Annotated in this window: 21 protein-coding genes; 14 read left to right on the plus strand and 7 right to left on the minus strand. The window is 34.9% G+C overall.

Features of this window, described 5'->3' with window-relative positions; all coding sequences use genetic code 11:
* Nucleotides 1-3 precede the first annotated feature (3 nt).
* Nucleotides 4-432 (minus strand): PaaI family thioesterase, encoded by a 429-nt coding sequence (locus tag ACRASX_RS00590; RefSeq protein WP_432222069.1) that lies wholly within the window; start codon nt 430-432, stop codon nt 4-6.
* 218 nt (nt 433-650) lie between these two features.
* On the opposite strand from ACRASX_RS00590, the gene ACRASX_RS00595 reads away from it, so the two are divergent.
* From ACRASX_RS00595 to purL, 3 genes are all read left to right on the plus strand, one after another.
* The gene (locus ACRASX_RS00595; protein WP_432222070.1) at nt 651-2,063 is read left to right on the plus strand and encodes a hypothetical protein; all 1,413 of its coding nucleotides are present in this window, start codon (nt 651-653) and stop codon (nt 2,061-2,063) included.
* 107 nt (nt 2,064-2,170) lie between these two features.
* On the plus strand, nt 2,171-2,596 hold the full coding sequence (locus tag ACRASX_RS00600) for a hypothetical protein (protein ID WP_432222071.1): 426 nt from the start codon (nt 2,171-2,173) through the stop codon (nt 2,594-2,596).
* 276 nt (nt 2,597-2,872) lie between these two features.
* The gene (gene purL / locus ACRASX_RS00605) at nt 2,873-6,526 is read left to right on the plus strand and encodes a phosphoribosylformylglycinamidine synthase (protein ID WP_432222072.1); all 3,654 of its coding nucleotides are present in this window, start codon (nt 2,873-2,875) and stop codon (nt 6,524-6,526) included.
* A 389-nt stretch (nt 6,527-6,915) separates the two neighbouring features.
* On the opposite strand, the gene ACRASX_RS00610 is transcribed toward purL, so the two are convergent.
* On the minus strand, nt 6,916-7,752 hold the full coding sequence (locus ACRASX_RS00610; RefSeq protein WP_432222073.1) for an alpha/beta hydrolase: 837 nt from the start codon (nt 7,750-7,752) through the stop codon (nt 6,916-6,918).
* A gap of 390 nt (nt 7,753-8,142) precedes the next feature.
* Between ACRASX_RS00610 and ACRASX_RS00615 the strand changes: the two genes are divergently transcribed.
* The 8 genes from ACRASX_RS00615 to ACRASX_RS00650 all read left to right on the plus strand — a co-directional run bounded on the left by ACRASX_RS00615 (nt 8,143) and on the right by ACRASX_RS00650 (nt 18,579).
* Nucleotides 8,143-8,607, plus strand: a complete 465-nt coding sequence (locus ACRASX_RS00615) for a hypothetical protein (RefSeq protein ID WP_066309762.1) — start codon at nt 8,143-8,145, stop codon at nt 8,605-8,607.
* A gap of 175 nt (nt 8,608-8,782) precedes the next feature.
* Nucleotides 8,783-10,561, plus strand: a complete 1,779-nt coding sequence (locus ACRASX_RS00620) for an AMP-dependent synthetase/ligase (protein ID WP_432222074.1) — start codon at nt 8,783-8,785, stop codon at nt 10,559-10,561.
* A gap of 371 nt (nt 10,562-10,932) precedes the next feature.
* Nucleotides 10,933-11,397 (plus strand): MarR family winged helix-turn-helix transcriptional regulator, encoded by a 465-nt coding sequence (locus tag ACRASX_RS00625; protein WP_066309767.1) that lies wholly within the window; start codon nt 10,933-10,935, stop codon nt 11,395-11,397.
* A 47-nt stretch (nt 11,398-11,444) separates the two neighbouring features.
* On the plus strand, nt 11,445-13,835 hold the full coding sequence (locus ACRASX_RS00630; RefSeq protein WP_432222075.1) for a 3-hydroxyacyl-CoA dehydrogenase NAD-binding domain-containing protein: 2,391 nt from the start codon (nt 11,445-11,447) through the stop codon (nt 13,833-13,835).
* A 97-nt stretch (nt 13,836-13,932) separates the two neighbouring features.
* On the plus strand, nt 13,933-15,114 hold the full coding sequence (locus tag ACRASX_RS00635; protein WP_066309771.1) for an acetyl-CoA C-acyltransferase: 1,182 nt from the start codon (nt 13,933-13,935) through the stop codon (nt 15,112-15,114).
* Between the two features lie 38 nt (nt 15,115-15,152).
* The gene (locus ACRASX_RS00640) at nt 15,153-15,500 is read left to right on the plus strand and encodes a four helix bundle protein (RefSeq protein WP_066309774.1); all 348 of its coding nucleotides are present in this window, start codon (nt 15,153-15,155) and stop codon (nt 15,498-15,500) included.
* Between the two features lie 38 nt (nt 15,501-15,538).
* Entirely contained in the window at nt 15,539-17,332 is a 1,794-nt protein-coding gene (locus ACRASX_RS00645; RefSeq protein ID WP_432222076.1) for an acyl-CoA dehydrogenase family protein, read from the plus strand.
* A gap of 152 nt (nt 17,333-17,484) precedes the next feature.
* On the plus strand, nt 17,485-18,579 hold the full coding sequence (locus ACRASX_RS00650; RefSeq protein ID WP_432222077.1) for a glycoside hydrolase family 18 protein: 1,095 nt from the start codon (nt 17,485-17,487) through the stop codon (nt 18,577-18,579).
* 84 nt (nt 18,580-18,663) lie between these two features.
* On the opposite strand, the gene ACRASX_RS00655 is transcribed toward ACRASX_RS00650, so the two are convergent.
* The gene (locus tag ACRASX_RS00655; RefSeq protein ID WP_432222078.1) at nt 18,664-19,176 is read right to left on the minus strand and encodes a DUF4251 domain-containing protein; all 513 of its coding nucleotides are present in this window, start codon (nt 19,174-19,176) and stop codon (nt 18,664-18,666) included.
* A gap of 21 nt (nt 19,177-19,197) precedes the next feature.
* The gene (locus tag ACRASX_RS00660; protein WP_432222079.1) at nt 19,198-19,620 is read right to left on the minus strand and encodes an META domain-containing protein; all 423 of its coding nucleotides are present in this window, start codon (nt 19,618-19,620) and stop codon (nt 19,198-19,200) included.
* A 221-nt stretch (nt 19,621-19,841) separates the two neighbouring features.
* Between ACRASX_RS00660 and ACRASX_RS00665 the strand changes: the two genes are divergently transcribed.
* Nucleotides 19,842-20,369, plus strand: coding sequence for a superoxide dismutase family protein (locus ACRASX_RS00665; RefSeq protein WP_432222080.1), 528 nt, complete (start codon nt 19,842-19,844; stop codon nt 20,367-20,369).
* A 106-nt stretch (nt 20,370-20,475) separates the two neighbouring features.
* Complete coding sequence (locus ACRASX_RS00670; protein ID WP_066309791.1) at nt 20,476-21,678, plus strand: LETM1-related biofilm-associated protein; 1,203 nt, start codon at nt 20,476-20,478, stop codon at nt 21,676-21,678.
* 28 nt (nt 21,679-21,706) lie between these two features.
* Here the strand turns inward: ACRASX_RS00670 and can are convergent, their stop codons facing one another.
* Nucleotides 21,707-22,342 (minus strand): carbonate dehydratase, encoded by a 636-nt coding sequence (can, locus tag ACRASX_RS00675; protein WP_432222081.1) that lies wholly within the window; start codon nt 22,340-22,342, stop codon nt 21,707-21,709.
* Between the two features lie 384 nt (nt 22,343-22,726).
* Nucleotides 22,727-23,206, minus strand: coding sequence for a Dps family protein (locus ACRASX_RS00680; RefSeq protein WP_432222082.1), 480 nt, complete (start codon nt 23,204-23,206; stop codon nt 22,727-22,729).
* Between the two features lie 110 nt (nt 23,207-23,316).
* Here ACRASX_RS00680 and ACRASX_RS00685 point away from each other — a divergent pair, with 110 nt between their 5' ends.
* Nucleotides 23,317-24,261 (plus strand): LysR substrate-binding domain-containing protein, encoded by a 945-nt coding sequence (locus ACRASX_RS00685; protein WP_066309799.1) that lies wholly within the window; start codon nt 23,317-23,319, stop codon nt 24,259-24,261.
* A 120-nt stretch (nt 24,262-24,381) separates the two neighbouring features.
* Here ACRASX_RS00685 and ACRASX_RS00690 read toward each other — a convergent pair whose 3' ends face one another.
* Nucleotides 24,382-25,860, minus strand: coding sequence for a catalase (locus ACRASX_RS00690; RefSeq protein WP_432222083.1), 1,479 nt, complete (start codon nt 25,858-25,860; stop codon nt 24,382-24,384).
* Nucleotides 25,861-25,914: the final 54 nt, after the last annotated feature.

Consider the following 25,914-nt stretch of genomic DNA (forward strand, 5'->3'; position numbering starts at 1 on the left):
GTATTACTTTAGCTTTTTATCCAAAACCATATTGGTCAATTTGCAAAGCGAAATTAAATTTCCAGATTCATCTGTAATTTTAATTTCCCAAAGATGCAATGATCTTCCTTTATGAATAATTTTTGCGGTTCCAAAAACAACTCCTTCTCGAATACTTTTTAGATGATTGGCCGAAATTTCGATTCCGCGAATTTCTTGCTTTTCTGGATTGATAAAAAAATGAGAAGCTGCACTACCCACACTTTCTGCCAAAGCAACCGAAGCACCTCCGTGTAAAATTCCCATCGGTTGATGAACCGCTGGAGTGACCGGCATTTTAGCCACCAAAAAATCTTCGCCTGCATCTATATATTCAATTTGTAGAGTTTGCATCAACGTGTTTTTTGAAAACTGATTGCAAAATTCTAAAATTTGCTCTTTACTAAATATCATTGAGTTTGTTTTTAGAAACGTAAAATTACTAAAAGATAATCGAGCAAAGTCTAAATGTATTTCTAAAATTAAATCAAAACGTACTGCAATTAGTTTTTTTCTATTTTTACATAAACTTTACAACAATGCGGACCCTTTTTCTTTTTCTCGCAATCCTACTTCTTAGCTGTATTAGCTCATGTCGAAGTGATTTCGAAACTGTACCGAGTTCAGGCGACTTGTTTTTTTCAAGAGACACGGTTTATTTGGATACCGTTTTTAAAAACATCGGTTCAAGTACGTATCAACTGAAAGTGTATAATAAGAGTAAAAAAGACATTTCCATTCCGACTATTCAGTTTAAAAATGGACTGAATTCAAAATATCGAATGAGCGTTGACGGCATGTCTGGCACGAACGGAAGGGTCTTCAGCAATGTTACATTACTTGCCAAAGACAGTCTCTTTATTTTCATAGAAACCACGGCTGATATAAGTGATGCGGACCCTAAATCTTTTTTGTATACCGATAAAATTCTATTTGACACTGGCCCGAATCAGCAAGTGGTCGATTTGGTGACTTTAATTAAAGATGCCATTTTTTTATATCCATCTAAAAATGCAGATGGAAGTAAAGAAACCATTACTATCGAAGATAAAAATATAGAAGGTTTTTATCTGAACGAAAATGATCCAGAAAACGGGAACGAACTGATTTTTACCAAGCAAAAACCGTATGTTATTTACGGATATGCATCGGTTCCCGAACATAAAACGGTTCAATTTCAAGCGGGAACTCGTGTATATTTTCATGCCAATTCTGGTATTTATGTGGGAAAAAATGCTACTTTACAGATCAATGGCTTTGTTTCTACAACTGAATTTTTAGAACACGAAATTATTTTTGAAGGCGACCGGTTAGAATCCAATTACGATGACATTGCTGGACAATGGGGAAAAATTTGGTTAGGAAAGGGAAGTCTAAACAATTCCATCAATCATCTGACCCTAAAAAATGCAACCGAAGGATTGTACATTCAAAACACCAATAAAACAATAACCTTAATTAAAAACACACAAATTTATAATTGCGTCAATTATGGCATTTTAGCTGAGAATGCAAAAATTAAAGGTTCTAATATTGCCATTAATAATTCAGGAAAAGCGAACTTATTTTGTTCTTTTGGCGGTAATTATGAATTTACGCACTGCACTTTTAATAACAATTGGAATAACTATAACCAAGTGGCAGTTTCCATTAGTAATTTAAAAGAGAACACTTCAAATGATACAAATGATTTACTTGAAGCTGCTTTCAACAATTGCATCATTTATAGTACTTATGCTGATGCATTGCGACTTAATAAAGCCGCTAATGTGACATTTAACTATAAATTCACTAACTGTCTATTAAAATCTTCCAATAAAGAAATCGGTGCTGATAGTGAGCATTATGCAAATATAATTTTGAATGAAAGTCCGCAATTCTTAAACGTGACAAAAAACCAGTTGTACATCGATAGAACCTCTAGCGCTTTCGCGAAAGGATATCCAGCTTATTTAATTTCGGCTGATATTTTGGGCAACACAAGAACACTTCCTCCCGATTTGGGTGCGTATCAAAGTAGAGATTTTCCAGAAAAAAAGAAATAGTTTCACAATTGTATCGCAAAAAAAGATAAAAAATCAGTAATTCAAAGTACACAAAAAAGTTCATTTAAGCTTTTTACTATTTACCAAACTAAACAATTAGCAAAGAAATGATTAGAAGAGTATTTTTATTGATTTTTATTACACATCTAATCTTCAGCTGTGCGAAACACGATGAAAAAAACAAACAATTTTATCGTGCTATTGCGAATCAAGATACTGCCTATTTATCTATTATTCGTCTAGAAAATAAATTTTATGGTCAATATGAAATTCGGTATAATGGAAAAGCTTTTATTGATTCAGGAGATGTAACGGGTATAATTAAAAAAGATACACTTCGCGGTACTTTTCACTTTAAACCTTACGGCGGCGGCGAATGGCGGAGAAAACCAATTATTTTTTTAGAAGAAAATGGTAAATTACTTTTAGGAAAAGGCTTTGTTCATAGTTTTTTAAAAATTGCTTATTTTGATGAGACGGTTCCTTTTGACTTTAGCAAACCAGACTTTGTTTTCGATGAGATTACGGAATAGTTGAGTGTGTATCCAATTGATTCCGAGAGAGAAAAGATTAAAAATCAGGAGATTCAATTCTATATTTTAATCGAAATGAATAAATCACCAATTAAATTTTAAAAGGCGTAAAAGCTTCGCGTCTACTGAGCTAATCTTTTCGAAAGCAGCAATAAAGCAAAGATAAACCCACGAATCACAACTAAAAAACTGCACACATAACTTTGCTGTTTTTGGCCTTTGTGAGATTGAAAAAATAACGTAAATTTGCACCGAAATACAACAAACTTCACAACGATGATTCATTTCTTTGAAAACCAAAGCAAAACTGTTTTTGCCGTACATACGGAAAACGAAATTTCAGCTCAAGACATTTCAAAATTGAACTGGCTTTTTGCCGACGCACATAAAATTGAAAAATCCGCATTGACGGATTTTTTTGTTGGACCTCGCGCCGCAATGATTACTCCTTGGAGTACTAATGCTGTTGAAATTACGCAAAATATGGCCATTTCGGGCATCATTAGAATAGAGGAATTTTTCTATGTTACAGAAGATTTTACTGATTTCGATCCCATGCTTTCTCAAAAGTACAGCGCGTTGAATCAGGAAATTTTTAGCATCCACATTCAACCCGAACCTATTTTAGAAATTGATGATATCGCTGCTTACAACAAACAAGAAGGTTTGGCTTTAAGCACTGAGGAAGAAGATTATTTGAACAATTTATCGACTAAATTAGGTCGCAAATTAACAGATTCTGAAATATTTGCTTTTTCACAAGCAAATTCAGAGCACTGTCGTCACAAAATTTTCAACGGAACTTTTGTAATTGATGGTGTAGAGAAAGAAACTTCTTTATTCAAATTAATCAAAAAAACTTCCCAAGAAAATCCAAACGGAATCGTTTCAGCATACAAAGACAATGTGGCTTTTGTAAAAGGACCAAGAGTTGAACAATTTGCGCCAAAAACAGCCGACAAAGCTGACTTTTACGAAATAAAAGAATTTGATTCGGTTATTTCATTAAAGGCAGAAACACATAATTTTCCAACAACGGTAGAGCCTTTTAACGGAGCTGCAACTGGTGCTGGAGGAGAAATCAGAGATCGTTTGGCTGGTGGGCAAGGATCTTTGCCATTAGCAGGAACAGCGGTTTATATGACTTCTTACTCTCGTTTGACCGAAGGTAGAAAGTGGGAAGACGCCATGGAAGAAAGAAAATGGTTGTACCAAACCCCAATGGATATTTTAATCAAAGGGTCTAACGGTGCTTCTGATTTCGGAAATAAATTTGGCCAACCATTAATTACTGGTTCTGTTTTAACCTTCGAACATGAAGAAAACAATCGCAAAATTGGTTACGACAAAGTGATCATGCAAGCAGGTGGAATTGGTTACGGAAAATTAGACCAAGCAATTAAGAAAAAACCACAAGAAGGCGACAAAATCGTCATTTTAGGTGGAGAAAATTATAGAATCGGAATGGGTGGTGCTGCGGTTTCGTCTGCAGATACTGGCGCTTTCGGTTCAGGAATAGAGTTGAATGCCATTCAGCGTTCGAATCCAGAAATGCAAAAACGTGCTGCCAATGCCATTCGTGGTTTGGTAGAAAGCGATCACAATCCTATTGTTTCGATTCACGATCACGGCGCAGGTGGACACTTAAACTGTCTGTCTGAGTTGGTCGAAGAAACTGGTGGTTTAATCGATTTAGATAAATTGCCTGTTGGAGATCCAACATTATCTGCCAAAGAAATTATTGGTAACGAATCTCAAGAAAGAATGGGATTGGTTATTGGCACCAAAGATTTGGGTATTTTACACCGAATTGCCGATAGAGAGCGTTCACCTATTTATGAAGTGGGCGATGTTACAAGCGATCATCGTTTTACTTTTGAGTCTAAATCTACTGGCGAGAAACCAATGGATTATGCGCTGGAAGATTTCTTCGGGAGTTCGCCAAAAACGATAATGAACGACAAAACTATTGTTTACAATTATCCGGCTTTAGAGTACAGCGTTCGAAACATAGCAACTTATTTAGAAGATGTTTTGCAGTTAGAAGCTGTCGCTTGTAAAGACTGGTTAACGAACAAAGTAGACCGTTGTGTAGGCGGAAAAGTAGCCAAACAACAAACAGCTGGACCGCTACAATTGCCTTTGAACAATGTAGGTGTAATGGCTTTGGATTACCAAGGAAAAGAGGGAATTGCTACTTCAATTGGGCATGCTCCTATCTCAGCTTTAATTGATCCTGTTGCAGGAAGTAGAAATGCGATTGCCGAATCATTATCTAATATTGTTTGGGCGCCAATTAAAGACGGAATGGACGGAATTTCACTTTCGGCCAACTGGATGTGGGCTTGTAAAAACGAAGGCGAAGATGCACGTTTGTACGCTGCAGTTGAAGCTTGCTCAGAATTTGCAATCCAATTGGGAATCAATATTCCAACCGGAAAAGATTCGCTTTCAATGAAACAAAAATATCCAAATGACGAAGTAATTGCGCCAGGAACGGTTATTATTTCAGCAGGCGGAAACTGTACTGATATTAGAAAAGTTGTAGAACCCGTTTTACAAAAAGACGGCGGTTCTATTTATTACATCAATTTATCGCAAGATGATTTCAAATTAGGAGGTTCGTCTTTTGCACAGACTTTAAATGCCATTGGTAACGAAACACCAACTATCAAAGATGCTGCTTTCTTCAAAAAAGCCTTCAATACCGTTCAAGAATTAATTTTAGACGATCAAATTTTAGCAGGACACGATATTGGTAGCGGTGGTTTAATCACGACTTTATTAGAAATGTGTTTTGCAGATGTAAACTTGGGTGCAAAAATAAATTTCTCTGTTTTTGAAGAGAAAGACATTATCAAATATTTATTTTCAGAAAACATCGGAATCGTTTTCCAAGCCAAAGAAGATGCACATTTAGAAACTGTATTAAACGCTAAAGGAGTTTCTTTTTATAAATTAGGACATGTCACTACCGATGCGTCTTTGGACTTTGGACCTTGCAAATTAGACATTGCGAGATACAGAGACATTTGGTTTAAAACTTCGTTTTTATTAGACCAAAAACAATCTAAAAACGGAATGGCGCAAAAGCGTTTCGACAATTATAAAAATCAACCGTTACAGTATACTTTTCCAACACATTTTACGGGAAAAAAACCAGAAATCGATCCTACAAAACCAAGACCAATTGCCGCTATTCTTCGTGAGAAAGGAAGTAATTCTGAACGTGAAATGGCAAATGCCATGTATTTAGCTGGTTTTGATGTCAAAGACATTCACATGACCGATTTAATCTCAGGACGTGAAAATCTAGAAGACATTCAGTTCATCGGAGCAGTTGGAGGTTTCTCTAACTCAGACGTTTTAGGCTCTGCCAAAGGTTGGGCAGGTGCATTCAAATACAACGAAAAAGCACATACGGCCTTAAACAACTTCTTCAAAAGAGAAGACACTTTATCAGTCGGAATTTGCAACGGCTGTCAATTGTTCGTCGAATTGGAACTGATCCACTCAGAGCACGAACAAATGCCAAAAATGTTGTACAACGACAGCAACAAACACGAAAGTATCTTTACCTCGGTAAAAGTGCAGCAAAACAACTCAGTAATGTTGTCTAGCTTGGCTGGAACCACCTTGGGAGTTTGGGTTTCACACGGAGAAGGAAAATTCGAATTGCCATTGGGCGAAGAGCGCTACCACATTGTTGGTAAATATGCTTACGAAGGTTATCCTGCCAATCCAAACGGCTCACACTACGATGTAGCCATGCTTTGCGACCTTACAGGACGCCATTTGGTAACGATGCCGCACATTGAGCGCTCCACTTACCAGTGGAACTGGGCGCATTATCCAAAAGACAGAAACGACGAAGTTTCTCCTTGGCATGAAGCGTTTGTAAATGCAAGAAAATGGCTTGAAAACAAATAATTTTCAGCATAATAAACACGATACAAAAAGCGGTAAATTTATATTTGCCGCTTTTTTTTATAGTATAATTATAATTTGGGCGTGCCACCATGGCTTAAAAAGAGCCATCTACTTTGCGGTGAGGCGCTCTTTTTTAGCCATGCTGTCGGGCTGTACACTATATCTTTTTGTCCCGATAAAAATCGGCACAAAAAGGATATCGCTTCCATCCCTCACGCAAACCAACTGTACACTGCTGTTTATTTTCACTACTATAAATGAAATGAAATGAAAAAACAACTTTTATCTCATCCAGTCATTAACTTGACTAAACGAAACAGCAAAGGAAATTAAGAAGATATAGTGCAAATCTCTACGTATACTTTTGCAACCCTAGATTATGGCAAATTCTAATTGCTATTCTTTTTTATAAAATCGCTTATCTCATCAAAGCGATGGCTCCACGGAAAAAAATATTGCACAACCATCGGAATGTGTTTTTTATTCAAATAAACTGGACTCACTTCGGGTTGAAACGGTTGCAAAGCTTTCAAAAAATTAGCATTTCCTTCTTTAATAGAAGTATAGGTTTTCTTGCCAACATAAATGAAGAGCGTCGGCGTGTTTTTATCAATAAAATAAATAGGCGAAGCGTCTTTCCAATTTTCAGGATTGGCAGTCCAAGTAGCCAAATAATCGTTCTCTTTCGTCGGCGGAATTTTCGTTAAGTAACTCTCCATATCCAATCCTGCAGCATCATTTAAAATTATTCCCGAAACTGTTTGCGGATCAATTCCGTATTTCGAATTCATAACTGCTAGCGCTCCTAATTGACCTCCTGCAGAATGTCCCGATATAAAAATGTGTTTAGCATTCCCTTTGTATTCTTTACTATGCGCTTGCGTCCACTTAATTACAGCAGCAATTTGTTCGGTCATTTCGTTATAGTTAGCCGCGGGACTTAACGTATAATCTGGAATAACAGTAATAATACCTTTTTTTGCAAAATTTCTACCCAGTAAATTGTAAGTGCTCCTTTTTCCGCTATTCCAATTCCCGCCATGAACAAAGATTAAAACTGGAGCATCAAACTTAATATTCTTCGGAACAAAAATATTCAACTTCGGTGTCGATGTTTCTTGAGGTATGGGAGCAGTAAAATACGGCTGACCTGTAATTTTTGTAGAACTACAGCCAACCATTGTAAGAGCAAAGGTCACTATCAAAAGATAAAAAAAGTAACGCATATTTTTTTTATAAATGTATTAAATAAATTCTTGAGCATGATTCGCAAAATCAAGAGAAACGCATAAACGAAATAATTTTATAGTAATTTTTTTATAGTCGTTTTTTAATAAAATTAGATAAACAAGTGCTAATCTTTCAAGAATTACTTTTCTGTAATACAACTTTCACTAGTGTTATTAAGAAAAAAAAACATACAACTCTTACAAAAATAAAGATCACGAATCGACCTTTATTTTTTAACGCACTCACCATTAATCTTATAAAAAGCTGTTGCACAATTCCGCGTCGCTTTTGGTTAGCCGTTTAATCTTATTTTACTAGATTTGCGTTCCTAAAAAAATTGATAACAAACAAATATTTAATACCAAACCCCATCTAACCTACATTTTATGACTCTTAGAAAATTACTTTTTTCACTTCTTATCTTAGTGGCTACTTCTACTTTTGCACAAATCAAAGTCGATCAAATCGAAGTGAACAATAAAACACGCTTTATTACTACAGTTATTGGATATCCTATTTCGGGCACGTATCTTTTTAACAATAAAAAAGAACCTGTAATTCAACTTAACGAAAATGGAAGTGGAATCTTTCAGTTGCACGACAAACCACAAACTGCTATGACTTGGGGAATTGAATGTTCAAACATCGGTATTCCGCATATTACCGAAGGATTTAATAGTGCCGTCTATCCGCTTTGGTACAAAAATGATGGAGAAGACAACTGGAATGAGGTGCAATATTCGATACATTTTAGTAAGATGAAAATGTTTATCTTGGGAGAACGGGTAAAAAGCTACACAGAAGAAGAGTTGAACGCGAATACAGCGAACCTAAAAAACAAATTAAAGTAGCAATCTGATTTAAAAAACCTTCAGAATTTTATCTCATCAACAAATAATTAACTTTAAATTCGATAGTTTTTGGTACTTTTTGCCAATGCCGCTAAATTTTTCTTTTTATTGTTAGAAAAATAACAATTATCGTTAATTTTATTTAATTTGCAATCCAAATCTAATACTTCATGCTATGGTTACAATTACAAGACTTTTTGATTTCCCATATTATCAAAAAGAAAAATACAACAAACAAGACGCCTTAGTAACCAAACAGAATGGAGTTTGGGAGAAAACATCTACCGACGAATATATTGCACAAGCAAACGCTATATCTAGAGGTTTGCTTAAAATGGGCGTGCAAAAAGATCAAAAAATTGCTTTAATTACCTCAAATAACAGAACTGAATGGCATATTATGGACATTGGAGTGCTTCAAACAGGAGCGCAAACGGTGCCGATTTATCCAACAATTTCTGCCGACGATTACGAATACATTTTAAATCATAGCGAAAGTTCGTATGTATTTGTTTCTGATGAAGAAGTGTTTAACAAAGTGATGGAAATTAAAGACAAAGTTTCTTCTTTAAAAGAAGTTTATTCCTTTAACAAAATTGCTGGTTGTAAAAACTGGACAGAAGTAGTAGACTTAGGTAAAGATGAAAGCAACCAACCAGAAGTAGAAGCATTGAAAGACAGTATTAAAACTGATGATATGGCTACTATTATTTATACTTCTGGAACAACAGGACGCCCAAAAGGTGTCATGTTGTCGCACCAAAATATCGTTAGTAATGTACTAAATAGCGCCACTAGAATTCCGTTTGAAGCTGGTAATAGTGTCGCATTGAGTTTCTTACCTATTTGTCATATTTTTGAACGCATGATTTTATATTTATACCAATATTATGGTGTATCTGTTTATTTTGGTGAATCTATCGAAAAGATTAGCGACAACTTAAAAGAAGTTCGTCCGACTGTGATGACAGCAGTACCAAGACTTTTAGAAAAAGTATACGACAAAATATATACGAAAGGAGCTGAGTTAACTGGTATCAAGAAAAAATTATTCTTTTGGGCTATCGACTTAGGATTAAGATATGAACCTTACGGAGCAAATGGTGCTTGGTATGAATTTCAACTTTCCATTGCACGTAAACTTATTTTCAGTAAATGGAAAGAAGGTTTGGGTGGAAACCTAGATTTAATGGTCTCTGGTAGTGCCGCTCTGCAAACTCGTTTGTCTCGCGTTTTTGCTGCAGCCGAAATTCCAGTTATGGAGGGCTACGGTTTATCTGAAACTTCTCCAGTAATTGCGGTAAACGATCAAAGGAACAAAGGTTTTAGAGTGGGAACCGTTGGTAAAATTATTCCGAATGTAGAAGTTAAAATTGCTGCTGATGGAGAAATTTTATGCAAAGGACCAAACGTCATGTTGGGCTACTTTAAAGATCCCGAAAAAACTGCTGAAGCAATTATAGACGGCTACTTTCACACGGGAGACATAGGAGAAATAGATAAAGATGGTTTCTTAAAAATTACCGATCGTAAAAAGGAAATGTTTAAAACTTCGGGTGGAAAATATATTGCGCCTCAGATGATTGAAAATATGATGAAACAATCTCGTTTCATTGAGCAAATTATGGTTATTGGTGAAGGTGAAAAAATGCCAGCGGCTTTTATTCAACCTAATTTTGAGTTCGTAAAAGAATGGGCTAAAATTCATAAAATTCAAGTGGGTAAAACCAATGAAGAAATAGTTACGAATGAAAAAGTTATCGAACGAATTCAAGAAGAAATCAACGAAATAAATAAAAAATTCGGACATTGGGAGCAAATAAAACGTTTTGAATTGACGCCAGATGTTTGGTCTATTGAAGGCGGTCACTTGACTCCTACTTTAAAATTGAAGCGTAAAATCGTAAAAGAAATCTACAAAGCGCTGTACGACAAAATTTACATTCATAATTAAAAGTACTTGGTTGATATTAATACAAAAGGCTGTCCTATAAAGACAGCCTTTTTCTATGCCTAAATTTTTTTGAGAGAGAAGCAATTTTAAAAAATAATCATGCAACTTCTTAAAAATAGATTTAACAATTATCTAACTGAAGGAATGCTCGATAATCGAAAAATAAATGCTAAATTTCACTAAATTTCACACTTAAAATATTGAAAATCATTTTTTTTTCAACAAAACAAAAATTTTAAGTATTTTTATTATGCATGCATAGTATTTATTTAGTATATTTGAAATCGATATAGTTGATTAAGCACTATAACGATCAAATAAGGTATAAACGAGTCCTTAAATTGTGATACCTAACGATAATACGTGCATAGATGAAAGAAAAAACAATAGACTATATACTGAGAGCAACTTGGCAAGCAGTTTCCCGGATGTACAATGAAGAAGCTTCAAAGTATGAAGCAACTATGGCCACAGGATTTGCATTGTTAAGTATTGACAAAGAAGTTGGGACACCTTCAACCGCCCTTGGACCACGCATGGGAATGGAAGCAACTAGTTTAACACGGACTTTAAAATCAATGGAAGACAAAGGTTTAATTGTACGTAAAAAAAATCCAACCGACGGAAGAGGTGTTTTAATATACTTAACGGAATTTGGAAAAGAAAAAAGAGAGTTATCTAAAAATACAGTTCTAAAATTTAATGAAACCATCAAACAAAATGTATCTCCTGAAAAATTGGAGCATTTTTTTGAAGTAGCAGAAATTATAAATGAACTGATCGCAGAGAAAAATATATTTACTCAGAAAGACAACGAAAGTGCCGCAATTGAATAAAATTGAGTAAAGCACTTTTTCCAATACAAAAAAATTAAAAAATACTTATGAAACGCACAATTAAAAAAGTTGCCGTAGTAGGATCCGGAATCATGGGTTCAGGAATCGCTTGCCATTTTGCAAACATTGGTGTGGAAGTTTTATTATTAGACATTATTCCGCGCGAATTAACAGATGCTGAAACTAAAAAAGGATTAACATTAGAAGATAAAGTAGTTCGCAATCGTTTAGTGAATGACCATTTAATGACGGCCTTAAAATCGAAGCCCTCTCCTATTTACAGTCAAAAATTTGCAAGCAGAATTACTACTGGAAATACAACTGATGACATGGCAAAGATTGCTGGTGTAGATTGGATTATTGAAGTAGTAGTTGAGCGATTGGATATTAAAAAATTGGTTTTTGACCAAATTGAGCAGTTCCGCAAGCCTGGAACCTTAATTACTTCAAATACTTCGGGAATTCCGATTCATTTTATGAGCGAAGGAAGAAGCGAAGATTTTCAAAAACACTTCTGCGGAACTCACTTTTTTAACCCAGCACGTTACTTAAAATTATTCGAAATAATTCCCGGACCACAAACTGCAACTGGAGTACTGGACTTTCTTACCATATACGGTGAAAAATTCTTAGGAAAAACGTCGGTTGTGGCTAAAGATACTCCAGCTTTTATTGGAAATAGAATTGGTATTTACGGCATTCAGAGTTTGTTTCATTTGGTAAAAGAGATGGGATTAACGATTGAAGAAGTGGATAAATTGACTGGTCCAGTAATTGGTCGACCAAAATCGGCTACTTTCCGTACGGTTGATGTGGTAGGTTTAGATACTTTGGTACATGTTGCCAACGGTATTTACGAAAACTGTCCGAACGACGAGCAACACGACTTATTTAAACTTCCTGATTTTGTAAACAAAATGATGGAAAATATATGGTTGGGTAGTAAAAGCGGACAAGGTTTTTATAAAAAAGAAGGAAAAGAAATTCTTACCCTAGACTTAGATACTCTAGAATACCGTTCGGCTAAAAAAGCTTCTTTTGCAACTTTAGAATTAACTAAAACTATTGATAAACCAATTGATCGTTTTAAAGTTTTGGTTAAAGGAAAAGACAAAGCAGGTGAATTTTACCGCAAGAGCTTCGCTGGAATGTTTGCTTATGTTTCTAATAGAATTCCTGAAATTTCAGACGAAGTATATAAAATTGACGATGCCATGAAAGCGGGTTTTGGATGGGAAAATGGTCCATTTGAAATCTGGGATGCTATTGGTGTTGAAGAGGGAATAGAAATGATGCAAGCAGAAGGTTTAGAGCCTGCCGCGTGGGTAACTGAAATGTTGGCTGCTGGTAATACAAGTTTTTACACCATCAAAGGAGGCGCAACTTATTTTTATAATATTCCTACGAAATCGCAAACTAAAGTTCCCGGACAAGATGCATTTATCATCTTGAACAACATTCGCGAAAGCAAAAAAGTGTGGAGCAATAGCGGTGCAATTATACAAGATTTAGGAGATGGAATTTTGAATTTAGAATTCCAATCTAAAATGAATACCATTGGTGGCGATGTTTTACAAGCCATTAACAAAGCAATCGATTTATCTGAAAAAGAATACCAAGGTTTAGTAATTGGGAATCAAGCAGCCAATTTCTCTGTTGGAGCCAACATTGGAATGATTTTTATGATGGCTGTTGAGCAAGAATACGATGAATTAAATATGGCGATCAAAATGTTCCAAGACACTATGATGCGCGTTCGTTACTCAGGAATTCCTGTTGTTGTAGCGCCACACGGAATGACCTTTGGTGGTGGTTGCGAAATGAGCTTGCATGCTGACAAAGTTATTGCAGCTGCAGAAACGTATATGGGATTGGTTGAGTTTGGAGTTGGTGTGATTCCTGGTGGTGGTGGTTCAAAAGAACTAGCATTAAGAGCGTCTGACTTGTTTCATAAAAATGACGTGGAATTGAACGTTTTGCAAGAGTATTTCTTAACAATTGCAATGGCTAAGGTGTCGACTTCTGGTTATGAAGCTTTTGACACTGGACTTTTGCAACACGGTAAAGATTTAATTGTGGTTAACAAAGACCGTCAGATCGCTGAAGCTAAAAAGCACGCTTTGATTATGGCTGAAGCTGGTTACACACAACCAATTCGCAGAACGGATGTAAAGGTTTTAGGAAAACAAGCATTGGGAATGTTCTTAGTAGGAACAGACCAAATGGAAGCTGGAAAATACATCTCTGAACATGATAAAAAAATTGCCAATAAACTAGCCTATGTCATGGCTGGTGGTGATTTATCTGAGGCGTCATTTGTTTCTGAGCAATACTTATTAGACCTAGAACGCGAAGCATTCTTGAGTTTGTGTACAGAAAGAAAAACATTAGAAAGAATTCAGCACATGTTAACGAAAGGGAAACCGTTGAGAAATTAATTATTTTAAATTATAAATGATGAATTTTAAATGATTTCGTATTACTTAAAATTCAACAAAATTTAAAATTTAAAATTCAAAATTTAAAATAGAAAAAATGAAAACAGCCTATATAGTAAAAGCATACAGAACAGCCGTGGGTAAAGCACCTAAAGGTGTGTTTAGATTCAAAAGACCTGATGAATTAGCTGCAGAAACCATTCAATACATGATGAATGAATTGCCTGATTTTGACAAAACAAGAATTGATGATGTCATGGTGGGTAACGCTATGCCTGAAGCAGAACAAGGTTTGAATGTCGCTCGTTTGATCTCGCTAATGGGATTGAAGATTGACGATGTTCCTGGTGTGACTGTAAACCGTTACTGCGCCTCTGGTTTAGAAACTATTGGTATGGCAACGGCAAAAATTCAATCAGGAATGGCGCATTGTATCATTGCTGGTGGTGCAGAAAGCATGAGTTATATTCCGATGGGTGGTTACAAACCAACACCAGATTATAAAGTTGCAAAAGCAGGAAATGAAGACTATTACTGGGGAATGGGTTTAACTGCTGAAGCAGTTGCTACGCAGTATAACGTGTCAAGAGAAGATCAAGATGAGTTTGCGTTCAACTCTCAAATGAAAGCGTTAAAAGCACAAGCAGATGGTAAATTTGACAAACAAATTGTTCCTATTACTGTAGAGCAAACTTTTATCAATGCAAATGGTAAAAAAGAAACCAAATCATACGTAGTCAGCAAAGACGAAGGTCCGAGATTAGGAACTACGCTTGAAGGTTTAGCTGGATTGCGTGCCGTATTTGCTGACGGTGGAAGTGTAACTGCTGGTAATTCTTCACAAATGAGTGATGGTGCTGCTTTCGTTTTGGTGATGAGTGAAGAAATGGTAAAAGAATTGAATCTTGAACCAATTGCGCGCTTGGTCAACTTTGCATCTTCAGGTGTAGAGCCAAGAATTATGGGTATCGGTCCTGTAAAAGCAATTCCGAAAGTATTGAAACAAGCTGGAATGTCTTTGAATGATATCGAATTATTTGAATTGAACGAAGCCTTTGCCTCACAATCTTTAGCTGTTATTCGTGAATTAGGGTTAAATCCTGATATCGTAAACGTAAACGGTGGAGCAATTGCGTTAGGACATCCATTAGGATGTACTGGAGCGAAACTTTCGGTTCAATTATTTGATGAAATGAAACGCAGAGGAAATAAATACGGAATTGTAACTATGTGCGTAGGAACTGGACAAGGAGCTGCAGGGATTTATGAGGTTCTTTAAAATTATTTTGAATTTTAAATTTTAAATTTCAAATTAAGATGAAGGAAAACATAATTGCTACCAAGACATTTGATTTTGCACTTTCAATTGTAAATCTTTTTATTCTTCTTAAAAAGGAAAATGAATTTATAATCTCAAAGCAAATTTTAAGATCAGCAACAAGTATTGGTGCCAATGTCGAAGAAGCTATCGCTGCTCAATCGAGAAACGATTTTATTCATAAAATGTCAATTGCTTCCAAAGAAGCACGAGAAACAAAATACTGGTTACGACTTTTAGATAAATCTGAACTTACATCAATTGAAATGAATATATATATTATTGAAATTGAACATATTATAAATATTATTACCAAAATAATTAAAACATCACAAGAGTCCAAATAATTTAAAATTTAAAATTCAAAATTTAAAAAAATAAGGCAATGAGCGATAATAAAACCAGAGGAGGACAATTCCTTGTAAAAGAAACCAAATGCGAAGATGTCTTCACTCCTGAAGATTTTTCTGAAGAGCAATTAATGATGCGTGACTCTGTAAAAGAGTTTGTTGACAAAGAACTATGGGCACACAAAGATCGTTTTGAGAAAAAGGATTACGCTTATACACAAGAATGTATGAAAAAAGCAGGCGAACTTGGTTTGCTAGGTGTTGCCGTTCCTGAAGCTTATGGTGGATTAGGAATGGGATTTGTATCTACCATGTTAGTATGCGATTATATTTCTGGTGCAACTGGATCGTTCTCGACTGCTTTCGGTGCGCACACAGGAATTGGTACCATGCCAATTACGTTGTACGGAACCGAGGAGCAAAAGCAAAAATATGTACCTAAATTAGCAACAGGCGAATGGTTTGGAGCGTATTGTTTAACAGAACCAGGTGCGGGATCTGATGCTAATTCTGGAAAGACCAAAGCAGTATTATCAGAGGATGGAAAATCTTACTCAATCTCTGGTCAAAAAATGTGGATTTCGAATGCAGGTTTCTGTAGTCTATTTATCGTTTTTGCACGTATCGGAGATGACAAAAATATTACTGGTTTCATCGTTGAAAATGATCCTAGTAATGGAATAACAATGAACGAAGAAGAGCATAAATTAGGAATTCGTGCTTCATCTACGCGTCAAGTTTTCTTTAATGACACGGTAGTTCCTGTAGAGAATATGTTGTCTGAAAGAGGAAATGGTTTTAAAATTGCGATGAATGCGTTAAATGTGGGTCGTATCAAATTGGCTGCTGCTTGTCTGGATGCTCAAAGAAGAGTAATCACAGAATCGGTTAAGTATGCGAATGAAAGACAACAATTTAATACACCAATCTCTCAGTTTGGTGCTATTCGCTCTAAGTTAGCCGAAATGGCAACTAGTGCATACGCAGGCGAAAGCGCTTCTTATAGAGCTGCAAAAAACATCGAAGACAGAATTGCTGATCGTGAAGCTGCTGGCGAAACGCATCAAGATGCAGAATTGAAAGGTGTGGAAGAATATGCTATCGAATGCTCTATATTAAAAGTAGCAGTTTCTGAAGACATTCAAAACTGTTCTGATGAAGGAATTCAGATCTTTGGTGGAATGGGATTCTCTGAAGACACACCAATGGAAAGTGCTTGGAGAGATGCTCGTATTGCACGTATTTACGAAGGTACAAACGAAATCAACAGAATGCTTTCTGTAGGAATGTTGATTAAAAAAGCAATGAAAGGTCACGTGGATTTGTTAGGGCCTGCTACAAAAGTAGGTGAAGAATTAATGGGAATTCCATCTTTTGACACGCCTGATTACTCTGAATTATTTGCAGAAGAAAAAGAGATGATCACAAAATTGAAAAAAGTCTTTTTAATGGTTGCTGGTAGTGCGGTACAAAAATACGGTACAGAATTAGATTCGCACCAACAAATATTAATGGCTGCTTCTGATATTTTGATCGAAATCTACATGGCAGAAAGTACTATTCTTAGAACTGAAAAACTAGCCAAAAAAGACGGCGAAGCAAAAGTGAAAGAACAAATCGCAATGGCTCAATTGTACTTGTACGAAGCAGTTGATATCATCACACAAAAAGGTAAAGAAGCAATTGTTTCTTTTGCTGAAGGTGATGAACAACGCATGATGCTAATGGGATTAAAACGTTTTACTAAATATGCCAATATGCCAAACGTAGTTGGTTTACGAGAAATTATTACATCAAAATTAGTTGCAGAAAATACATACTGTTTCTAACGTTAAAGATAGTTTTTAGCTAATTTTAATTTGTTTAAAACCGCATTGTCCCGAAAACAATGCGGTTTTTTTGCACCTACACCTTTGTAATGCGGCTAAATACATTAAAAACACCTATATTTAAGGTTCTAAAAACTAAAAACTCTTAAAAAATGAAAAATTGCAAAAAAATTGCATTGGTGTTCTTCTGCTTATTTTTGGGACAAGCGTATGCCCAAAAAACCAAATCTATTGATGTTATTGCTTACTATACAGGCGACGACAAAGTAATCGAACAGTATGATGTTACTAAACTAACTCACATCATTTTTAGTTTCTGTCATTTAAAAGACGGCAAACTAAGCGTTGATTCTCCAAAGGACTCAATTACTATCAAACACTTGGTTGGATTAAAAGCTAAAAATCCAAATTTAAAGATCATGCTATCTCTTGGTGGTTGGGCTGGTTGTGAACCGTGCTCTGAAGCTTTTTCTACAGCTGAAGGACGCAGTCTTTTTGCCAAATCGGTAAAAGAAGTAAATGATTATTTTAAAACGGATGGTATTGATTTAGATTGGGAATATCCTGCTATCGAAGGAATGCCTGGACATCCCTTTAAAGCGGACGATCGTACCAATTTCACTGAATTAGTTAAAATATTGCGTACAACATTAGGAAATACAAACGAACTAAGTTTTGCAGCGGGCGGTTTTCAAAAGTTCCTGAATGAATCTGTAGAATGGAAAATTATAATGCCATTACTAGATCGCGTTAATATTATGAGTTACGATTTAGTGAACGGCTATGCAACCGTAACAGGACACCAAGCTCCCTTATATAGTGGAAATAAAACAGCTGAATCTACAAATAAAGCTGTAGAATATTTACTGAAATTAGGAATTCCTTCTGACAAATTAGTTATTGGTGGTGCTTTTTACACTCGAATTTGGGAAAATGTAGCCAACGTAAATAATGGTTTATATCAAGCTGGAAATCATGTTGCCGGTATAACTTTTAAAAATTATGCTACGACGTTCACAGAAGCTAATGGTTGGAAATACTTTTGGGATAAAAATGCTAAGGCAGGATATTGGTATAACGCAAATGAGAAAAAGTTTGCAACTGGAGACGATATTTCTTCGATAATTGAAAAAACAGCTTACGCTAAAAAGAAAAAATTAGGCGGGATCATGTTTTGGGAATTGGCCTTAGATAGTCCACAAGACGGGATGCTGGATGCTATTTATAAAGAAAAAGTAAAAAAGTAACGTAAAAAAAAATCCGAATCGCAGGCGATTCGGATTTTTTTTTATTTTTATTTCCAATAAAGAAGTAGTATTTCTATCTGACAACTACTCCGACTTCGATAAAGCTTGAATCTCACCAGTGTAACTTATCGTGCTTCGATTATTACTGCTAACAACAAGAGTGGCACTACCTTCAAAATAAACAGATAAAGTAAGTCTGAATGTATCGTTCTCTCCTTTTACCGTAGTACTAATTAAGTAATACTTTTTCTTTTTTTCGACTGTATAGCTTTCAGATTTTCCTTTAAATTTTAAACCTCCATCTCCGCCATATCCAATGCTATACGCTCGTCCAAAATACGGCAAATAACTCTCAACCAAATCTGTTGTGTAATTCACCGTATAATTTTCACCTTCGACATTGATATGTCTACTTGCCATAGGCTCCACAAAGCGAGCATAAAAAACAAAGTTTTGTGAATTAATTAAATCTGTTATTTGATTGACTGTAATTCCTCTTTGTTCGTCTTTCAGTACTCTCTTTGTTTTCTCTTGCGCGTTGTTTGAATTAATCAAAATAAAAAACACGAAAACTAACAGTCGAAATTTATTTTTCATCAGCAAATAATTCTAAAGAAATTACTTTTTGGTAAAGCGCATCATCGCCATATCTCCTGTTTTAAAAGTCAAAGTTTTTCCATCAGCAGAAACCTCATAATGGTCAATTTTATTAATCGTACTCATAAAAAGTTGTTGCCCTTCTTGACCTTCCATACACATTTTTTTGGTCATAGCCATTGGACCTGTAAAATCAATTGCGCTTGCTTTTAATTTCAATTCACTGCTAAATAAATTACAACTGTCATTACCCGAAACTAGATTTTGCTTCGTATCAAAAAACACTTCTGGTTTTTGCTCAGGATATAAACCTTGAAAAGCAATTCTTGGACCTGTAATGTAATTAAGTTCCCAAGTTCCATCTAACTGTGTAACTGGTTTAGCATCTGAACTTGTGCTTTTAGTACTTGTACAAGAAGCCAATACTACACATAACAATATCATTCTAAGGATGTTTTTTAACATAATAAAAAAAATTAAATATTTAATAAATCGTCTTCTTCGTCGAAAACCTAATCTAAATTACACATAATATATTGGGTTAATTGTAAAATAAACTTAAAAATTTTAAATACTATTTGGACACATTATTTATTTTTTTGCGTCAACTCTTGTAAAAATTTTAAACTAACTTTACCTATTATTCATTTTTTAAACTTGTAATTATGAGAAAAATATTAGTTTCGATTGCTATTTTAGGGGCATTTATGACTGGCTGTAAGACCAGTACAAAATCTAATGACACCAAAAAACTAACAATAGCGCTAGAACCAAAAAGTAATAGTATCGTTACTGGTACTGCTATTTTTACAGAAAAAGACGGAAAAGTTACTTTTGAAGCAAACATTTCGGGATTAACACCTGGTGTTCACGCTATTCATATACACGAAAAATCTGACTGTTCTGCGGCCGACGGAAGTTCTGCTGGCGGACATTGGAACCCAACTTTTCAAAATCATGGAAAATGGGGATCTGATTCTTACCATAAAGGTGACATAGGAAACTTTACTGCTGACGCAAATGGAAACGGAAAGATAACTCTAGTTACAGACGAATGGTGTATTGGTTGCGGGGATGAGAAAAAAGACATATTAGGTAAAGGTCTAATTGTACATGAAGAACAAGATGATTTTACATCGCAGCCTGCAGGTAACGCAGGAGCGAGAGTAGCTTGTTCGGCAATCATAAAATAAATTATAATTTTAACCGTTTTATTTCTCAAAAATAAAACGGTTATTTATTTTAGTTGAATTGCAAAACAATAAAATATTATAACTTTGTAGTCTTAAATTAAAATTAATGATTAACCCTTCTAATTTTGGCTGGATTGACAAATTTTTTAGTGAACAAAAGTTTACTGCAGATTTTCTCAAGGAAACGCCGCTCTCTTACTACCTAAAAGTTAGAAGTACGGGTTTTATTTACGGACACATTATTGGTTTTGAAACCCCTAAACCGATAATTGCAAAAGGTTGGTTTAAAACTGAAATCTCTAAAATAGCGTTATTAAATACGTTGTTCGGAATGTATGCGCTGACAGAAAAAAGCGTTGACCATAAAGATTTTATCACAAAAGCATTGCATTTTTATCAGCAGATGAATCCCGAAGGATTTAATTTGTTCAAACTTATTTTACCCAAGAATTCGGATGCATTAACTTTAGAGAATATTATTAATGAGCGCGTTCAAACCAATGATAGTTTAATTAATAAAAGTTTCTCACACTTGGTGACTAATGCCTTATTATTTATTGATGTGTTGGCATTTCGTTCTTATTTAATTCATGGCGAACTACCCGAAAAATATTTTAAGAAAATAGAAGAAACAGTAATGAGCTTAGTCGCCATTGCTTTAAAAACAAAAACAATAAAATCAATTCATGATGATTTATTGATTAAATTATTTGAAGCGTCTATTCGATACAGCAAATTTTCTAAAGCAACAGTAGAAACAATAGAAACGTTGCAGTTCGATTATTTTACTAATGAATTAGAATATTATTATTTTATAGACATGGCCGGAATGGCGTTATGGAGCGATGGAAAAGTAGAAAACGAAGAAGCTTACTTTTTATATTCCTTAGCAAAAGTTATACAGGTATCTGACGAATTTGCAGCTATAAGTATCACGGATACCGACGCTTTTATAACAGAGCATCGCAAAAAAATTCCATATTTTAATTATTCGAATCCAGTTAAACACTTTTACGATCAAACCACCAAAAATGTTATTACGCTGGTAACACGCAATAAAAATCGTTTAGTAAAAGAAGTTATGGAAAGTAAAGAACTTATGGTGCTTCTTGCTTACTCTACAGTTCGCGATCTGGATCCCAAAGAAAAGAAAAAAGTGAGAAGACAATTGCTTGACATTTGCAAAACAATTCCCTCACTCACCATATTTTTATTACCAGGCGGGAGTTTATTACTACCGATTTTAATAAAATTTATTCCGCAGCTATTACCGTCTTCTTTCAATGAAAACCTAGACGATTCAGAATAAAAAAATCGCCGATTGGCGATTTTTCTATTTATAATTTTAGCTGATACACTTCATCTAGTTCGTCGTTTGAACTAATATTTACTTCTAAATCGGTTACATAACCTGAATTTAATCCGTAAACCCAACCGTGCAACATCAAATCTTGCCCATTCTTCCAAGCGTTTTGCACAATTGAAGTTTTGGCCAAATCAAAAACTTGCTCTTTTGCGTTTACTTCTACAAACGCATTAAATCGTTCAGCCTCATCTACTATAGCATCTAAAAACTTATCATGCAAACGATATACAGTTTTAATATGGCGGATCCAGTTGTCAATAATGCCAATAGATTGATTTCCCATAGCAGCTTTTACGCCACCGCAACCATAGTGACCGCATACAATAACGTGCTTTACTTTTAAAACATTAACCGCATAATCTAACACACTCAACATATTCATATCGGTATGTATCACCATATTGGCAATGTTTCGGTGTACAAAAACTTCTCCCGATTTAGCTCCGATAATTTCGTTGGCAGGAACGCGACTGTCCGAGCATCCAATCCACAATAAGGGTGGCGTTTGTCCTTTTGCTAAATGCGAAAAAAAATCAGGATCCTTTTCAAGTGTTTCTAAAACCCACTGTTTATTGTTATCTAACATTTTCTTATAAAAATCGATCATTGGCTCAGTTGATTATTTATTTTTAATTGAAGTTTTATCTTGTATCAATAGGACTTATAAAAGGACAAAATAAAAAGAAAAAACATATACATTTTTATATTCTCCTTTTTCTAAAGAAATCGTCGATTAGTAATTTAGCCCTGTTGCAAAAATAATACTTATTACAACATCACACCGTGCTTATTTTTAGAAATCTGTAACAACAATAGCAATAAGAGTTACTAAAAAAGACATACATACCAATTATTTTTATCTAATTAATTTTTAAAGTTGTTGTATTATTACTGATTGACAGAAAAAAAGTTCTGCAAAATTATGGTTATTATGCAAAAAAAACTCGACTAATATATTTTATATCAGTCGAGTTTTTTTTTTTTGGAAATTTTACAAATCTTTTTCCAACCAAGCGTTCATCATCCAAACTGTTTTTTCTTGTTCAGCAATAAAATCACTCATCATAGAGTTCGTTCCTTCGTCGTTAATTTCGTTCGATTTATTTAATATTGTTCGTTCTATCTTCAATAAGTCAGTTAGAGAGTCAACAATTAACTGCACTGCCTTTTCGTCTTGAGATATATTTTTACCTACTGCCATTTTGTTGTTTGACATATAATCTTCAAACGTATGCAACGGCGTTCCGCCTACAGTGAGTACACGCTCTGCGACCATATCAATTTTTAGTTGCGCATCACCGTATAATTCTTCAAACTTTACATGTAACTCAAAGAAGCGTTTCCCTCTAATATTCCAATGAATTCCTCTTAAATTTTGATAATACACTTGAAAATTAGCTAAAAGCACATTTAGCTCTTTTACCATTTCTTCTGATTCTTTAACGGGTAACCCTAAAATATTGGTTTTCATAGTATTTCACTTATTTTGAATTAATAATAGTAAATTTAACGAAACCCCTTGTGAAAAACTATAAATAAAAGTTATATTTTCTTATTTTTGTATCACAAAATACTATCAAAATGACTATTACACAATTACAATATGTATTAGCTGTTGCTGAACATAGAAATTTTACGTTGGCTGCCGAAAAATGTTTCGTTACACAACCGACATTGAGTATGCAAATACAAAAAATCGAAGAAGAGCTAAGTATCTTAATTTTTGATCGAAGTAAAAAGCCCATTCAAGTAACCGAGATCGGGGAGAAAATTGTAAATCAGGCGAAGAAGATAGTTAGTGAAGCCGATCGAATTAAAGATATTGTAGAACAACAAAAAGGTTTTATTGGTGGTGACTTCCGGCTAGGAATAATTCCAACAATCATGCCTACACTGCTACCGATGTTTCTAAGTAATTTTGTAAAAAAGTATCCGAAGGTAAAACTCTTAATCGAAGAATTAAATACCGACGAAATAATTCTAAAACTTAAAAACGGACATTTGGACGCTGCAATAGCAGCCACACCGTTAGAAGATGAAAAGATCAAAGAAATTGTATTGTATTTTGAACCATTTGTAGCTTACATACCAGAAAATCATTCAAACTTTCAGAAAAAAGAAATTACCATTAATGATTTAGATGTAAGCGAAATTTTGCTGCTGCAAGATGGACATTGTTTTAGAGACGGTATTTTAAATTTATGCAAAAATGCATCTGCAAACGAAAAAAGTTCTTTTCAAATTGAAAGCGGAAGTTTTGAAACTTTAATAAAATTAGCAGACGAAGGTTTAGGAACCACGTTGTTACCGTATTTACATACATTAGACCTGAAGGAAAAAGACAAATTAAAACTCCGCCATTTTGCAGAGCCAAAACCTGCAAGAGAAGTAAGTTTAATTTATCCTAAAAGTGAATTAAAAATGCACATTATTGATGCTTTACGAAGTACAATTGCTGGCGTGGTTAAAGGTGCGATTGTATTTCAAAATGTTCAAATCATTAGTCCCTTGCCGAAGAAAAACTAAATTATTTATTCATACCATTTATAAAATAATAAACCCGATAATCCTAAAATTATCGGGTTCGCTATTAAATGTAGAGCTGTAATTTTTAGTTTTACATCTCCAAATAGTAACTCTTTACAACTATAATCTTGGATCTGTAAAGTTATTAACCTCATCCATGGTCATTTCTAACGCTTTTGCAACGCCTTCACCATAAGCAGGATCGGCTTTACAACAGTTTCTGATATGACGTATTTGAATGAATTTTTGTGCATTTCCAACTTGATTGGCTGTATTGTGAAATAACAATTGTTTTTTCTCTTCTGTTAACAAACGAAATAACAAACCAGGTTGTGTAAAATAATCAGCATCATCTTCACGGAAGTTGTACGCGTACGCATCTCCACTTAGTTCTAATGGCGGCTCTTTGTGCTCTGGCTGTTCGTTCCACAATCCAAAACTATTAGGCTCGTAATGTTTTTTAGCTCCTTGATTTCCATCTACTCTCATGGCTCCATCGCGATGAAAAGTATTGTACGGACATTTAGGTGCATTTACTGGAATTTGGTAATTATTAACTCCTAATCGATAACGCTGTGCATCTCCGTATGAAAACAAACGTCCTTGTAGCATTTTATCAGGAGAGAAACCAATACCAGGAACAATATGTGCGGGATTAAAAGCGGCTTGTTCTACTTCGGCAAAATAATTTTGCGGGTTTCTGTTCAATTCAAATTCACCAACCGGAATTAAAGGAAAATCAGATTTTAACCAAACCTTAGTTAAGTCAAAAGGATGAAACTTATACGTTTTCGCTTCTTCTTCGGTCATGATTTGAACAAACATTTTCCATTTTGGAAAATTTTCTTTATCAATTGCTTCAAATAAATCTCTTTGATGGCTTTCGCGATCACTACCCACTAACTTTGCAGCTTCCTCATCCGAATAATTTTCAATTCCTTGTTGTGATCTAAAATGAAATTTTACCCAGTGTCTCTCGTTTTGTGCATTTATAAAGCTAAACGTGTGACTTCCAAAACCATGCATTTGACGGTAGGATTTCGGAATACCACGATCACTCATTACAATAGTAACCTGATGCAGAGCTTCGGGCAACAAAGTCCAGAAATCCCAGTTATTGTCGGCACTTCTTAAATTAGTTTGTGGATCTCTTTTAACTGCGTGATTCAAATCGGGAAATTTCATTGGATCTCTAAAAAAGAAAACTGGTGTGTTATTTCCAACCAAATCCCAATTACCTTCTTCGGTATAAAATTTCATAGAAAAACCACGAATGTCACGTTCGGCATCTGCCGCTCCACGCTCTCCTGCTACGGTAGAAAAACGAGTAAACATTTCGGTCTTTTTACCAATCTCCGAAAATATCTTTGCCTTAGTATATTTGGTAATATCATGAGTAACGGTAAAAGTACCATACGCACCAGAACCTTTGGCATGCATGCGTCGCTCAGGTATAACCTCACGATCAAAATGAGCCATTTTCTCTAGAAACCAAAAGTCTTGTAACATAACTGGTCCACGAGGCCCAGCAGTCATCGTATTTTGATTGTCAGGAACAGGCGTTCCTGTTGCTGTAGTAAGTTTGTCGTTCGTATCCATAATATTGATTTTTTACTGTTGTATCAAATGTAGTTAGATATTTGATCGCTATTA

This window comes from Flavobacterium sp. TMP13 (genome assembly GCF_050847115.1).
GTDB lineage: Bacteria > Bacteroidota > Bacteroidia > Flavobacteriales > Flavobacteriaceae > Flavobacterium.

Coding starts and splice junctions, on each gene's coding strand:
- ACRASX_RS00590 (WP_432222069.1), bottom strand. CDS start 432: ATGATATTTAGTAAAGAGCAAATTTTAGAATTTTGCAATCAGTTTTCA.
- ACRASX_RS00600 (WP_432222071.1), top strand. CDS start 2,171: ATGATTAGAAGAGTATTTTTATTGATTTTTATTACACATCTAATCTTC.
- purL (WP_432222072.1), top strand. CDS start 2,873: ATGATTCATTTCTTTGAAAACCAAAGCAAAACTGTTTTTGCCGTACAT.
- ACRASX_RS00610 (WP_432222073.1), bottom strand. CDS start 7,752: ATGCGTTACTTTTTTTATCTTTTGATAGTGACCTTTGCTCTTACAATG.
- ACRASX_RS00615 (WP_066309762.1), top strand. CDS start 8,143: ATGACTCTTAGAAAATTACTTTTTTCACTTCTTATCTTAGTGGCTACT.
- ACRASX_RS00620 (WP_432222074.1), top strand. CDS start 8,783: ATGGTTACAATTACAAGACTTTTTGATTTCCCATATTATCAAAAAGAA.
- ACRASX_RS00625 (WP_066309767.1), top strand. CDS start 10,933: ATGAAAGAAAAAACAATAGACTATATACTGAGAGCAACTTGGCAAGCA.
- ACRASX_RS00630 (WP_432222075.1), top strand. CDS start 11,445: ATGAAACGCACAATTAAAAAAGTTGCCGTAGTAGGATCCGGAATCATG.
- ACRASX_RS00635 (WP_066309771.1), top strand. CDS start 13,933: ATGAAAACAGCCTATATAGTAAAAGCATACAGAACAGCCGTGGGTAAA.
- ACRASX_RS00640 (WP_066309774.1), top strand. CDS start 15,153: ATGAAGGAAAACATAATTGCTACCAAGACATTTGATTTTGCACTTTCA.
- ACRASX_RS00645 (WP_432222076.1), top strand. CDS start 15,539: ATGAGCGATAATAAAACCAGAGGAGGACAATTCCTTGTAAAAGAAACC.
- ACRASX_RS00650 (WP_432222077.1), top strand. CDS start 17,485: ATGAAAAATTGCAAAAAAATTGCATTGGTGTTCTTCTGCTTATTTTTG.
- ACRASX_RS00655 (WP_432222078.1), bottom strand. CDS start 19,176: ATGAAAAATAAATTTCGACTGTTAGTTTTCGTGTTTTTTATTTTGATT.
- ACRASX_RS00660 (WP_432222079.1), bottom strand. CDS start 19,620: ATGATATTGTTATGTGTAGTATTGGCTTCTTGTACAAGTACTAAAAGC.
- ACRASX_RS00665 (WP_432222080.1), top strand. CDS start 19,842: ATGAGAAAAATATTAGTTTCGATTGCTATTTTAGGGGCATTTATGACT.
- ACRASX_RS00670 (WP_066309791.1), top strand. CDS start 20,476: ATGATTAACCCTTCTAATTTTGGCTGGATTGACAAATTTTTTAGTGAA.
- can (WP_432222081.1), bottom strand. CDS start 22,342: ATGATCGATTTTTATAAGAAAATGTTAGATAACAATAAACAGTGGGTT.
- ACRASX_RS00680 (WP_432222082.1), bottom strand. CDS start 23,206: ATGAAAACCAATATTTTAGGGTTACCCGTTAAAGAATCAGAAGAAATG.
- ACRASX_RS00685 (WP_066309799.1), top strand. CDS start 23,317: ATGACTATTACACAATTACAATATGTATTAGCTGTTGCTGAACATAGA.
- ACRASX_RS00690 (WP_432222083.1), bottom strand. CDS start 25,860: ATGGATACGAACGACAAACTTACTACAGCAACAGGAACGCCTGTTCCT.